The 12,535-nt window shown below is 72.5% G+C and carries 12 protein-coding genes; 9 read left to right on the forward strand and 3 right to left on the reverse strand.

The genetic code is table 11. The features are described 5' to 3' along the window. Window positions 1–92 precede the first annotated feature (92 nt). Genes PKE85_RS00480 through PKE85_RS00520 form a run of 9 tightly spaced genes read left to right on the forward strand, consistent with a single transcriptional unit; the run spans window position 93 to window position 8,001 of the window. Window positions 93–1,148 carry an AAA family ATPase gene (locus tag PKE85_RS00480; RefSeq protein ID WP_271202825.1) on the forward strand — a complete coding sequence of 352 codons (1,056 nt, stop codon included), beginning with the start codon at window positions 93–95 and terminating at the stop codon, window positions 1,146–1,148. After that, a complete protein-coding gene (locus PKE85_RS00485) occupies window positions 1,145–2,023 on the forward strand; it encodes a DUF58 domain-containing protein (RefSeq protein ID WP_271202826.1) in 879 nt (292 codons plus the stop codon). Before PKE85_RS00480 ends, PKE85_RS00485 begins: the two co-directional genes overlap by 4 nt. Continuing rightward, entirely contained in the window at window positions 2,023–2,928 is a 906-nt protein-coding gene (locus tag PKE85_RS00490) for a hypothetical protein (protein WP_271202827.1), read from the forward strand. The genes PKE85_RS00485 and PKE85_RS00490 overlap by 1 nt, the downstream gene beginning before the upstream one ends. Then, window positions 2,925–3,968, forward strand: a complete 1,044-nt coding sequence (locus tag PKE85_RS00495; RefSeq protein WP_271202828.1) for a vWA domain-containing protein — start codon at window positions 2,925–2,927, stop codon at window positions 3,966–3,968. The genes PKE85_RS00490 and PKE85_RS00495 overlap by 4 nt, the downstream gene beginning before the upstream one ends. Next, on the forward strand, window positions 3,965–4,522 hold the full coding sequence (locus PKE85_RS00500; RefSeq protein ID WP_271202829.1) for a hypothetical protein: 558 nt from the start codon (window positions 3,965–3,967) through the stop codon (window positions 4,520–4,522). Before PKE85_RS00495 ends, PKE85_RS00500 begins: the two co-directional genes overlap by 4 nt. After that, window positions 4,519–5,490 carry a vWA domain-containing protein gene (locus PKE85_RS00505; protein ID WP_271202830.1) on the forward strand — a complete coding sequence of 324 codons (972 nt, stop codon included), beginning with the start codon at window positions 4,519–4,521 and terminating at the stop codon, window positions 5,488–5,490. Before PKE85_RS00500 ends, PKE85_RS00505 begins: the two co-directional genes overlap by 4 nt. An 8-nt stretch (window positions 5,491–5,498) precedes the next feature. After that, window positions 5,499–6,026 carry an SRPBCC family protein gene (locus PKE85_RS00510; RefSeq protein ID WP_271202831.1) on the forward strand — a complete coding sequence of 176 codons (528 nt, stop codon included), beginning with the start codon at window positions 5,499–5,501 and terminating at the stop codon, window positions 6,024–6,026. Continuing rightward, the gene (locus tag PKE85_RS00515; RefSeq protein WP_271202832.1) at window positions 6,023–6,985 is read left to right on the forward strand and encodes a YncE family protein; all 963 of its coding nucleotides are present in this window, start codon (window positions 6,023–6,025) and stop codon (window positions 6,983–6,985) included. The genes PKE85_RS00510 and PKE85_RS00515 overlap by 4 nt, the downstream gene beginning before the upstream one ends. Next, on the forward strand, window positions 6,982–8,001 hold the full coding sequence (locus PKE85_RS00520) for a TraB/GumN family protein (RefSeq protein ID WP_271202833.1): 1,020 nt from the start codon (window positions 6,982–6,984) through the stop codon (window positions 7,999–8,001). Before PKE85_RS00515 ends, PKE85_RS00520 begins: the two co-directional genes overlap by 4 nt. A gap of 34 nt (window positions 8,002–8,035) precedes the next feature. Here the strand turns inward: PKE85_RS00520 and PKE85_RS00525 are convergent, their stop codons facing one another. From PKE85_RS00525 to PKE85_RS00535, 3 genes are all read right to left on the reverse strand, one after another. Further along, complete coding sequence (locus PKE85_RS00525) at window positions 8,036–9,184, reverse strand: polysaccharide biosynthesis/export family protein (protein WP_271202834.1); 1,149 nt, start codon at window positions 9,182–9,184, stop codon at window positions 8,036–8,038. Between the two features lie 140 nt (window positions 9,185–9,324). Further along, window positions 9,325–10,692 (reverse strand): LTA synthase family protein, encoded by a 1,368-nt coding sequence (locus PKE85_RS00530; protein ID WP_271202835.1) that lies wholly within the window; start codon window positions 10,690–10,692, stop codon window positions 9,325–9,327. Window positions 10,693–10,787: 95 nt separating this feature from the next. After that, window positions 10,788–12,164 (reverse strand): capsular polysaccharide export protein, LipB/KpsS family, encoded by a 1,377-nt coding sequence (locus tag PKE85_RS00535; RefSeq protein WP_271202836.1) that lies wholly within the window; start codon window positions 12,162–12,164, stop codon window positions 10,788–10,790. Between the last annotated feature and the right edge of the window lie 371 nt (window positions 12,165–12,535).

A 12,535-nucleotide genomic window follows, 5' to 3' on the forward strand; every position in this document is an offset into this window, starting at 1 on the left:
ACGCACCTCGCGGCCGCTTCGGCGCGTTGTCCTGTGACATCGCCGGGCGGCCGTCTTTTCCAGGCGCGTTCGAGACCGAGGTTCGTAGACAGATGGCGACTTCAACCCTCGCGGCGGGTCGCCGCGTCGAGGGCCTTGCGCCCGAACTGAACGCCTGGCGCGACCAGGCGCTGGCCTTCGAGGCCGAGGTCGGACGCGCGGTCGTCGGCCAGCCGGAGGTGGTCAGGCTCATGACCATCGCCCTGTTCGCCCGCGGCCATGTGCTGCTCGAAGGCGACGTGGGCGTCGGCAAGACCACCATCCTGCGCGCCGTGGCGCGCGCGCTCGGCGGCCCGTTCGAGCGCATCGAGGGCACGGTCGACCTGATGCCGACCGACATGCTCTACACGGCCTACGTGGACGACGACGGCAAGCCCCGCGTCGAGCCCGGGCCGGTGCTGCACCACGGCGAGGACCTCGCCGTGTTCTTCTTCAACGAGATCAACCGCGCCCGTCCGCAGGTGCATTCGCTGCTGCTGCGCCTGATGGCCGAGCGCAGCGTCACCGCCTTCGGCAAGGAATGGTTCTTCCCCCATCTGGTGGTCTTCGCCGACCGCAACCGGGTGGAGAAGGAGGAGACGTTCGAGCTTCCCGCGGCCGCGCGCGACCGCTTCCTGATGGAGATCGCGGTCGACACCCCGGCGGACCCGGAGGTCCGGCGTCAGCTGGTGTTCGATCCCCGCTTCCACGACGTGGACCGGCTGATCGAGAGCCTGAGAGAAGGCGTGCTGGATCATAAAGGTCTGGGCGACGCCGGGCGCGCCATCCAGCAGTCGATCGCCACGGCGCCTGCGCTCGAGTCTTACGTGCTCGGCCTGTGGGACGCGGTGCGCGCGCCGAAGACGGCGGGAATCGAGATCCCGAACGTGGACATGGATCGCCTGCTGCAGGGCGGCGCCAGCCCCCGCGGCGTCGGCGCGCTGGTGCGCGCCGCCCGCGTCCGCGCCTGGCTGGAGGGCCGCGACATGGTGCTGCCGGAGGACGTGCGCGCCGTGTTCAATCCGGTGATGGCGCACCGCATCTTCCTCGATCCGATCTACGAGGTGCGGCGCGACCGCATCGTGCCCGAACTGTGCCGCCAGGTGTTCGAACGGGTGCCGGCGCCGTGAGCGAGGCCATCCGCCGGGCAGGCCCGCCCCGCGCGGATCTGCCGTACCGCCTGTTCGGCCGCGCGCGGGGCGTCGCTCCCGGCTCGCACCGGGCGGTGGGCGCGGGCGCCAACGGCGCCTTCCTGCGGCACGCCTCGATTCTGGAGATCCCGGACGCCCGGCGCATCGACATGCGCGCCTCGCTGCTGGACCCGCTGGGCGGCCTCAAGGTGCGGCGGTTCGAGAATCGCGCCCGCATCGACGTGTTCGTGCTGCTGGACCTGTCCGGCTCCATGGCCTTCGGCCGCGGCGGCCGCGCCGACGATCCCGTGGCCGAGCTGGTGTCCGCCGTGGCCCATGCGGCGGTGCGCGGGCAGGACCGGTTCGCGCTGATCGCGGCCGGGCCGAACGCCCGAGAGGATCTGGCCATCCGCCCCACCCGCCGGCGTGGCGTCGCGGACGAGGTCTGGGCCAAGCTTGTGGACGAGGTGGGCGAAGGGCGCGGCGTCGCGAGCCTGATCGAGGCCGCCGACGAGCTGCCCCAGCGGCGCGCGCTGGTGTTCGTCGTGTCCGATTTCCTGATGCTGGAAGAGGAGCTCTCCGAGCTCATGGGGCGGCTGTGGCGCCACGACGTGGCCCCGGTGGTGGTCCGCTCCAGCGCGGTGGAGGACCGGCTGCCGCGCTTCGGCCTGGTGGAGACCCGCGATCTGGAGACCGGCCGGCGGCGCATGGTGCTGATGCGCAAGTCGCTGCGCGAGCGCTGGATCGCCGAGGCGCGGGCGCGCCGCGCCGGGCTCGACGCCGTGTTCCGGCGCTACGGCCGCCCGGCCTTCGATCTGGTCGACCGGTTCGAGCCGGACGCCTTCGCGGATTACCTGCTTTCGGGAGGCGTGTGATGCGCCGCGCCGCTCTCGCTTTCGCGCTCGCCCTCGCCATGGCGGCTCCTGCGGCCGCCCAGGTCCGGGACGTGCGCACCTCCGGGCCGAAGCCGTTCGGCGTGCTGCTGGGCGACGTCTTCACCCTGCGCACCAGCTTCGTGGCGGACGCGCCCTACACGCTCGATCCGGCCTCGCTGCCGAAGACCGGCGCGCTGACCTACGCCATCGACCTGCGCCGGCTCGACGTCACGGAGAGCGCGGCCCCCGGCGGCGGCGTGCGCTACGAGATCACCGCCGAATACCAGACGTTCTACTCCGCGCTCGAGACCCGCACCGAGACCGTGCCGCAGATGTCGCTGTCGGTGGTGGACGGGAAAGGCGGCCGCAAGGAGTTCAAGGCCGGCGGCTGGGCCTACATCACCTCGCCGCTGCGCCCCCTCATCACCACCTCGGGCGAAACCCAGTACGATCTCCGGCCCGACGCCGTTCCGCCACGCATCAGCCTGCGCCCGGCGCAGACCGCGGCGCTGTGGTCGGCGGGCGCCGCGCTGCTCGCGCTGCTGCTGCTGGCCTGGAGCCGGGCCTGGCCCCCGTTCCATACGCGGCCGTCGCGGCCGTTCACCCGCGCCGCGCGGGTGGTGGCCAAGCGCGCCCCGACGGGCGAGGCCGGCTGGCGCGAAGCGCTGATCGACCTGCACCGGGCGTTCGACGCCACCGCGGGCAAGCGCCTGCTGGGCGACGATCTGGGCGCGTTTCTGGCCCAGCGCCCGGCGTTCGCCCGGCACGAGGCGGGCATCCGCGCCTTTTTCGACGCCTCCCGCCGGGTGTTCTTCGGCGGCGCGGCGCCCGCCGCCACGGGGCTTTCCGCCGATGCGCTGACGCGGCTCGCGCGCGATCTCGCGGGGGCGGAGCGCGCCTCATGACCTGGATCGGCTTCGATCACCCCTGGGTGCTGCTGCTTCTGCCTCTGGCGCTTCTGCCTCTGGCGGGTTCGCCGCTGCGGGCCTCCGCCACGCCGTCCGAGGCGCTGGCGCCGCGCGATCCGCTGTCGAGCGCGATCAGCGCCACGCTCAAGACGCTCGGCGTGCTCGCGATCGCGTTCATCGTGCTCGGGCTCGCCGGCGCCCATCGCCGGGACCAGCAGGTGGAGCGCCGGGGCGTCGGGGCCAACATCGTGCTGCTGATCGACCGCTCATCCAGCATGGACTCCACCTTCGCCAACCGCTCGCCGACCGGCGCGGAGGAGTCGAAGTCCGCGGCGGCGCGACGGCTTCTGACCGATTTCGCCACCCGGCGGCCCGCGGACCGGGTGGCGGTGGCCGCCTTCTCCACCGCGCCCATGCTGGTCTCGCCCATGACCGACCGGCACGACGCGGTGCGCGCGGCCATCGCGGCCATCGACCGGCCGGGTCTGGCGCACACCGACGTGGGCCGCGGCCTGTCGCTGGCCTTCTCGCTGTTCGACGACGAATCCACCGAGACATCCCGCGCCATCGTGATGGTGTCCGACGGCGCGGCGGTGATCGACCGCCGGGTGCAGGACGCGCTGCGCGACGCTTCCCGGCGCAACCCGGTGCGGCTCTACTGGCTGTTCCTGCGCACGCAGGGCGCGCGCGGCATCTACGACAAGCCGCCGCCCGGCGAGCCGGACAGCCCGCAGACCTATCCCGAGCGGCATCTGGACATCTTCCTGAAGAGCCTCGGCCTGCCGTACCGCGCCTTCGAGGCCAACAGCGCCCAGGAGGTCTCGGCGGCGATCAAGGAGATCGACCAGCTCGAGCAGCGCCCCACCACCTATGTGGAGACGATCCCGCGGCAGGATCTGGACTGGGTGTTCTACGCCTTCGCCTCCGTGGCGCTGCTTCTGCTGCTCGGCGCCAAGCTCACCGAGCGCCGTCTCGACGAAACGCCCGTCCCGCTCCGCCGCGACGGCGCGCTGCAGCCGCGGAGGGCCGCGTCATGAGGCTTGGTCTGTTCAAGAGCCTGCTCCCGCCGGTTCTTCTGCTGGCGGCGCTGGTCGCGCTCGGCGTCACCGGCTGGCGGCTCTACGGCGTGTCGAAGGAGGCCGCGGTCCAGCGCGAGATGGTCGCCAACCGCGACGTCACCCCGCCGGACGACGCCAGCGGCGTGCTGCTGTTCCAGCGCGCGCATTATCTGCTGGTGCGCGACCGCATCGACGAGGCGCAGGGCCTCGTCACCCGCATCACCGATCGGGCGTCGCGCCATGTGACGGCGCGGTTCCACTACGACGTGGGCAACGCCCGCGCCCGCCGCGCCATCGCCGCGATCGAGGCCACCAAGATCGACCTCGCCATTCCCGAGGTGCGGCTGGCCAAGGAGGCCTACAAGGAGGCGCTGCGCGCCGACCCGGACCTCTGGGACGCGCGCTACAATCTCGACGTGGTGATGCGGCTGGTGCGCGACTTCCCCGAGGTGGAGCGCGGCGAGGAGGAGACCCAGGCCCAGCCGAAGAAGCTCTGGACCGACCTGCCCGGCCTGCCGCGGGGGCTGCCGTGAAGCGACCGGACCTGCGCACGCTGGCGCTCGGGGGCGCGCTCGCGCTCGCCGTCGTCGCCGCGCTGCAGCCGGAGGCGCAGGCCGAGCGCCCCACCTACGACGTCATCGCCTATGTGGACATCACGGGCAGCATGAGCGCCCGCGATTACGTCACCGCGGACGGCAAGCCCCAGAGCCGGCTGGAGGCGGTGAAGCAGCGCCTCGCGGCCGCCGCGGGCCGGCTGCCCTGCGGCTCGCGCTTCGGCCTCGGCGTGTTCACCGAACGGCGAATTTTCCTGCTGTTCGAGCCCATGGAGACCTGCCGCAACTACGTGGCGATCTCCGGCGCCATCAAGGGGCTCGACTGGCGCATGGGCTGGGAGGGCGACAGCCGCATCTCCGCCGGCCTGTTCCGGGCGATCGACGCCACGCGGCCCACCGGCGCCGACGTGGTGTTCCTCACCGATGGCCAGGAGGCGCCGCCGCTCAGGACCGACATGGAGCAGACCTATGACGGCGAGCAGGCCCGCGGCCTGATCGTGGGCGTCGGCGGAACCGATCTGGTGCCGATCCCCAAGTTCAACGATTTCGGGCGCGAGATCGGATTCTACTCCATGGAGGACGTGCCCCAGGCCTCGCGCCTCGGCGGTCCGCCCAAGGGGGCCGAGAACCTGCCGGGCTACAACGCCCGCAACGCGCCGTTCGGCGAGATGCCCGCCGGCGAGGAGCACCTGACCTCGGTCAAGGAGCCCTATCTGAGACAGCTCGGTCAGATGACCGGGCTCGGCTACGCCCGGCTCGGAACCGGCGACGAGCTGGCGGCCGCGATCGAGGCCAACGCCCGCCCGCACCCGCACGCCGTGCCGATCGATCTTTCGCCCGCCCCCGCCGCGGCCGCGCTTCTGGCGTTGGCCGCTCTCTACGGGACGTCGCTCGTCGCCAGACCGCGGCGACGGCGCCCGCTTAACGCTCAAGGAGTGTCGTCCTGATGTTTCATATGCGCTTCACTGCCGCCGCCGCAGCCGTCGCGTTCGCCGTGGCGGCGCCGGCCTACGCCCATGGCCCCACCCCGCAGAAGGTCGAAGAGAAGGTCGAGATCAAGGCCGAGCCGGCCAAGGTCTGGGCCGTGCTGAAGGACTTCGGCGCGATCCAGTCCTGGCACACGTTGGTCGAGAAGAGCTCCGGCCCGGCCAACGGCCAGGGCGCCGAGCGCAAGTTCTCGGTCAAGGGCAAGTCCGGCGAGATCACCGAAGGCCTCGACGAGTATGACGAGGGCAAGATGCTCTATGGCTACCGTCTGTCCGGCGACGCCGGCGACGTGCTGCCGGTCAGCTCCTATTCCGCCACCATCTCGGTCGCGCCCAAGGACGGCGGCTCGGAAGTGACCTGGCAGGGCCGCTTCTACCGCGCCGACACCTCCAACGAGCCGCCGGAGGGCAAGGACGACGAGTCCGCGGTCGCCGGCATGACCGAGTTCTTCAAGGCTGGTCTCGACGGCCTGAAGGCGAAGGTCGAAGGCAAGTGACCGGCCGCTCCGCCGCCCGCCTCGCCGCCGCGCTCGCGGTCGCCGCCGCGTTCGCGGCCGGATCGGCGGCGCGGGCGGCGGAGCCCGTGATCGCCGTCGTCAGTCAGGCGGGGGCCACCCTCGGCTTCCTGCCGCTGACGGCTGGCGAAAAGGACGAGCGCGTGCCCATCGGCGAAACGCCGGCCGTGATCGCGGTCGGCCCCGACGGGCGCACGCTGTACGTCACCCATCCCGACAAGGGCCGGGTGTCGGTGCTCGACGCCGTCACCCGCCGGGTCGCGGCCTCCTTCGTGGTCAAGGGCTCGCCCTTCGGCGCCGCCGCCACGGAGGAGAACGTCTACGTCACCGACTGGTCCGGCAACGCGCTGCACCGGATCGACGTCGCCACCGGCGCATCGGTGAACCAGGCCTCGGTCGGGCGCTCGCCCGCGGCGGTGATCCTCGACAAGGCCGGCCGCCGCGCCTATGTGGCCGCGCGCGAGGCGGACGCGGTGTCGATCGTCGAGCTCTCCACCATGACCGAGACCGGCCAGATCAAGGTCGGCCGGGCGCCGTTCGCGCTGGCGCTGTCGCCGGACGAGCGCCGGCTCTACGTCGCCAACGTCCAGAGCAACGATCTTTCGGTGGTGGACGTGGAGAGCGGGCAGGAGATCAAGCGCCTCCCTGTCGGCAAGATGCCCTACGGCGTCGCGGTGACGCCGGACGGCGCCCGTCTCGCCGTCACCAACCAGCACGACGGCACGGTCTCCCTCATCGACGCCACGGCGCTGACGGTGACCGCCACCGTCAAGGTCGGGTCCTATCCGGAAGGCGTGGCCATCACGCCGGACGGCCGCACGGCCGCGGTCGCCAACTGGTTCGACGACACCGTGTCGCTGATCGATCTCGATCAGGCCAAGGTGACGGAGACGCGGGAGACGGCGCAGGGGCCGCGCACGCTGCTGGTCCTCACCCCATGAGGCGCGCCGCTTCGCGCCTCGCGAAGCGGCTTTCGCCGGCGCTCGTCGCGCTCGCCGTGCTTGTGGCGGGGCCGGCGTTCGCCGCGCCCGCCCGCTGCCAGGGCACGGACCTCGTGGGCGTCCTGCGGGACGAGGACCCGGCGCGCTACGCGGCCTTCGAGGCCGCGGGCCGGCGCACCCCCGACGCGGAAGGGCTGCTGTGGCGGCTGGAGAAGCCGGGCCTGCCGCCGTCCCATCTGTTCGGCACCATCCATCTGTCCGACGACCGGCTGAAGCCGCTGCCCCGAGCGGCGGCGGAGGCGATCGCGGGCGCGCGCCTCGTGCTGGTGGAGCCCAGGGAAGTGTCGGATCCGCAAGCGACCGCTGAGGCCCAGATGGCGGCGGGACGCCGCGCGGTGCGGGCGGGGGGAGGGGCGCTGTTCCGGGTGCCGGAGCGGGACCGCCGCGCCGTCATCAACCTGCTCGCCGCACGCGGCGTGCCCGAAACCACGGCGCAGCGGCTGGAGCCCTGGTTCCTCGCCATGCTCGCCACCGCCCCGAGCTGCGAGATCGCCCGCATCGACCAAGGCGAGATCAACGTGGATCAGATGGTGGTGGAGGCCGCCCGCGCCGCCGGAGTCCGGGTGGAGGGGCTGGAGGGAGCCGACGAGCAGATGGCGACGCTGGCCTCCGCGTCGGAGGATCTGGCGCTCCGGGTGCTGGTGGACACCGCGCGGCTCGGGCCGGCGTTCGCGGACTACATCGAGACCACGGTCAATCTCTACCTCGACCGCCGCATGGGCTTCCTCGCCGCGGCGCTCCGGGAGTTCACGCTGGGCGGAACGCGCATGATCACCCAGCTCGACTATCTCGACAGCGTCATGGGCGAGCGCAACGCGCGCATGCACGACCGCTCCCGCGACGCTTTCGCGGACGGCGGCGTGTTCATGGCGGTGGGGGCGCTGCATCTGGTCGGCGACGACGGGCTGGTGGAGCGCCTGCGCCGCGACGGTTACGCCGTCACCCGGGTCTGGTGAGAACGGGCCGCAGGGCGCGGCCCGCCTCGGTCCGTCACTGCTGCGACAGCCTCTGCACGGTCTGCGCCGTCTGGGCGACGTTGCGCGCGGTGGCGAGGATCTGCAGGAACTTCTGCAGCTCCGACAGCTTGGCGTTGGCGACGTAGAGCACGTCCTTGTCCCGCACCACGAAGGCCTTGGCGTAGAAATAGGCGGCCGGGTCGCGCAGGTTGACGCGGTAGACCATGGGCACGCGCTCGCCGAAGCGGCCGTCGTAATCCGGGCGGATGGCGCGGGCGGCCGAGGCCGGCTCGTAGCGGAACACGAACAGCGCGCCCGGATCGGAGCGCTGGTCCATCAGGCCGCCGGCCTTGCCCACCGCCTCGAGCAGCGAGATGCGCTCCAGATCGAACATGATCGGGCCCGGCTGCGGCACGGCGCCGAAGGCCAGGAACAGCTCCGGGTCCTTGGTGAGGTAGACGCGGTCGCCCGGCTGGACGAAGACGTTGTCGGCGGGATTGTCCACCAGCGTCTTCATGATGGCGGAGGCCTGGCTCGAGCCGCGCACCAGCGTCACGCGGGTCTGGAACAGCTCGTTCTTGGCGCCGCCGGCGGTGGCGATGGCGTCCAGCACCCGGTCGCCGGCCGCGGTGATGGGGAAGCGGCCGGGCTTGCCCACCTCGCCGTTGACCACGAAGCTGCGGCTCACGGTCTCGGTGATCTGCACCAGCGCCTGGGGCTGGATGGCGCGGCCTTCCAGCGCGGCCACGATGCGCTTCTCCACCGTCTGCGGCCCGGCGCCCGCGGCGGAGATGCGGCCGGCGTAGGGCACCGTGATGGAGCCGTCGGAATCGACCCGCTGGGTCAGCGACACGCGGGCGCCGAGATCGCTGGAGAACAGGCCGCCCTGGCCCGCCTCGAACAGCTGCACCGACAGCACGTCGCCCACGCCCACGATCTGGCCGGGGGCGGGCTGGGGCGCGGCGAAACGCTTGGAGAACGGCGCGGCGCGGTACTGGGACAGCACGTCGACCACGCGCTGGTTCAGGTCCACCAGCAGGTAGTCCTTGATGGCGGTGTTCGAAACGCTGGGCGGATCGATCTGTTCGGTCGTGGGACCTGAGGCGGGCAAAGTGGCGCAGCCGCCCAACAGCGCGGTCGCGACCGCGACGGCGGCCACGCCGGTTACCTTACTGGACCGCATGCGTCCTCACTTGACCGTAACCCCGATGGCGGAGGTAGCACCGAACAGGTTGCGTGCCAACTAACGAGGCCTTAACCGCCTCAATCATCACAAAGCCGCCACATCTCCCCCGGCGCCCTGAGGCGTGAGGGACACATGGATCAGACGGCGGCCAGCAGCATGCGGCCCAGGTCGTCCACGCTCACGTCCCGGCGGCTCGCGACCTCCGTCGCGCCCGCCGTGCTCCACAGCAGGTAATCGGTCGCCCGCCGGTCGGGCAGGTCGGGATGCAGCAGACGGCCCGGCGCATGGTCGCCGTAGAGGCACAGCAGCCCGCCGCCGGGCGCCGCCTTGAGCGCCGCCGCCACCCGGCCGATCATGCGGTCGGCGTTCGCGAGGTGGCGGGCGTACTGCTCCGCGGCGTCGGCGGTGTCCGGCAGCCGGCCCGGCCCCCAGGGGCCGTGGTTCTCGATGGTGACGGCGAACAGGAAGGCGGAACCCGTCGCGGATGCGATTTCGCGTTCGAGCGCCTCCGCCACCGCCGCGTCCGCCACATAGGGGCCGAAGCGCGGGGCGTCGTCGAAGGCGCGCCCGTCCAGAAAGCGGTCGAATCCGAACTGCGGGACCAGCAGGTCGCGGTCGAAGAAGCGCCGGTCGTACGGGTGCAGGAACAGGGTCTCCCGCCCCGACGCCCGGAGCAGCTCCGGCAGCGTGCGGCCGAGATAGGCGGGCGCGGTCAGATAGGGGTCGAGGGCGTCGAGCCCGAGCGTCTCCGACGGCAGTCCGGTGAGGAAGCCGAACTCGCTGCGCATGGTGTAGGCGCCTTCCGCCGGCGCGCGGCAGCGGCCGAAGGCGAGCGCGCCGGCCCGCAGCGCCTCGAGCGCGGGCAGAGCCGGGCCGGGGAGGCCGCGGGCCGCGATGTCCACGAAGCTCTCGCACTGGATCGCCACCACGAGGCGCGGGCCCTGCGCGGCGGGGCGAGGGGCGGGCAGGGCGGCGATGACCGCCCCGGCCTGCGCCGACGGCCGTTGGGCCGCGCGCCAGACCAGCGCGTGCAGGATCAGCGTGGCGATCAGCCCGAAGCGGCGCACGTCCGCGTCCGGATCGGCCGGGTCGGAGACCACGCCCGCAGCGAAGCGGGCCACGCCCGGCCTGAGCAGCGCCCAGGCCGTCGCCGCGGCCACAAGCGGGGGAAGGGCGAGCCACGGTGCTCCGCCGGTGGGCAGGATCGCGGGTTCGGCGGCGAACCACAGCGCGGTGGCGACCGCGAGGCCGGCGAGCGTCAGCAGCGCGGGCGGGCGGGCCAGCTTCTCGGCGTAATAGAGCCTTGGATGGCGGATGGCGTGCCGCACCAGCGCCGCGTCGGAGAACACCAGCGGTTCGCCCAGAATGCCGTGCTTGATGTGGCTGCCGGCGCCGAACAGGCCGGCGGCGACCACCGTGACCAGAGCCGCATGCCACGGCCGCCAGGACAGCGCGAAGGCGGCGGCGAACAGCCCGAGATGGATCGCGAGCCTGAGCGCCAGCACGCCGGCCGGCGCCCGGAACGGCCGGACGGACGGCGGAACGCTCTCCAGCGCGACCGCAAGGACGAAGGACAGCAGGAAGGCTGCGGCGAGGGCGGTCAGCGCGGCCTCCGGTCCAGCGGCCCCAGCAGCCGGTGCCGGGCCAGCGCATAGGCGTGGCGGGCGCGGGCGAGCGCCCGTCCCAGCGGCGTCGCGGCCCGGGCGCGGCCTTCCGCGATGCGGTCGAGCGCGGTCTCGGGCCCGCAGGGCAGGCCGGAGACCGGATCGTGATAGAGCGGGTAGAGGATCAGCGTGGCGGCGACCAGTTCGTCCAGCGTGCGCGCGCGGCCCCGGCGGGGATGGGGCGCGAGGTCCTCGGTCAGGCCCCAGCCGGAATAGAACGGCTGGCCGTGGGTGACGACGCGCAGGCCCCGGAGGAGCGCCTCGAAGCCCGACAGCGAGGTCATGGTCTCCAGCGCCTCGCATTGGGGGTAGAGGTCGGCGATGGCGCCGTCGACCACCACGGCGTCGGCGAGCCGCGCCAGTTCGGCCTCCGCCACCGCGCCCTTGCGATAGCCCGCGACCACGTCGGGATGGGGCTTGTAGACGATGAAGGCGTCCGGGTTGCGGGCGCGGGCGGCGGCGAGCAGGTCGCGGTTGGTGCGCACCGCGCCGGCGCCCTTCAGGATCGAGGCGTCGTCCTCCACCTGGCCGGGCGCCAGCACCCCGCGCCGGCCCTCGGGCACGATCCGGCCGCGCGCAGCGCCCACATTGTACTTGGTGACGTTCTCCGCCACGAGCCGGGCCCGCAGCCGGGCGGCGCGATCGGCGAGCGCGGGCGGAATCGCCGCGTGGTTCAGCAGGTTTTCGAGCTCGCTCGGAACCGAGGGGTCGTAGTAGATGCCGGCCTCGTCCAGAACCAGCGACAGCGCCGGCGTGAAGGCCGCTCCGAGCCCCACCGAACGCAGGAAGCCGTCCTCCAGCCGGGCGAGCGGCGCGCCCGCGGCTGTCGCGGCCTCTTCCGCCGCGTCGCGCCCGCGGGAGGCCCAGACCACCACGCGCCCGCCGCAGGCGTTCGCCCGGCGCGCGGCGGCCTCCGGGGAAGGCTCGAACAGCGGAGGGCCGTTCGGCCCGGCGAGCAGGGCCGCCACCGCCGGGCGCTTCCAGCGGGTGACGCCGCAGCCCACCGAGCGGCGCGACGTGCGGGCGCGGTGGCGCAGCGCGTCGGCGGCGATCTCCAGCGCCCGGGCCGCCGAAATGATTCGGCGATCAAAAGGGTCGAGCCAGACGATTCCCGGCTCGGAAGGGTCGAAATCCGCCTCCATCCTCAACTCGCCGGGCGGCGCCAGCCGGAGCAGATTGTCGCGGGCCTCCGCGGGATCGATGTCCCTGTCCGGCTTAAAACCCACGGTTGCGCCCGTGATCCGGTAGCCGAGGGGGCGGCCGGCGGCGTCGAACAGCGCGAGCCGCAAGGGCGCCGGCGCGAATCGAACCACGTGCGTCCCTGTTGCGATTGCGAAGGTTTCGGCTTCGCTTTCGCGAGGGTCGCCGGGTGTGGTCACAACCGCCGCGAAGCGGTCTCCGGCTTTCGGATGAAGCTCCGCCGCCAGTCCCAGCGCGGCCGCCACATCGGTCTGCTTTTGGGTCAGGCGCGCGGAGACGATTGCCACTCTCGGGGCCGTGTGTTTCAATCCGCGCATCCGGTTGATAAGCGACAGAGCCATAAGCAAGCGCTATCGGCGTCGCGCCGATGTGGCAATGGCTCATAAAACTCAATCGTCGCGTTGCCGCCGCATTCGCGGGCGCAGCATGCCGGAGTGGGGCTGAAAGACGAAATGGCGGCGATCCGGTTTTCGGATGTGACCGT

The organism is Methylopila jiangsuensis (assembly GCF_027922305.1).
GTDB classification, from domain to species: domain Bacteria; phylum Pseudomonadota; class Alphaproteobacteria; order Rhizobiales; family Methylopilaceae; genus Methylopila; species Methylopila jiangsuensis.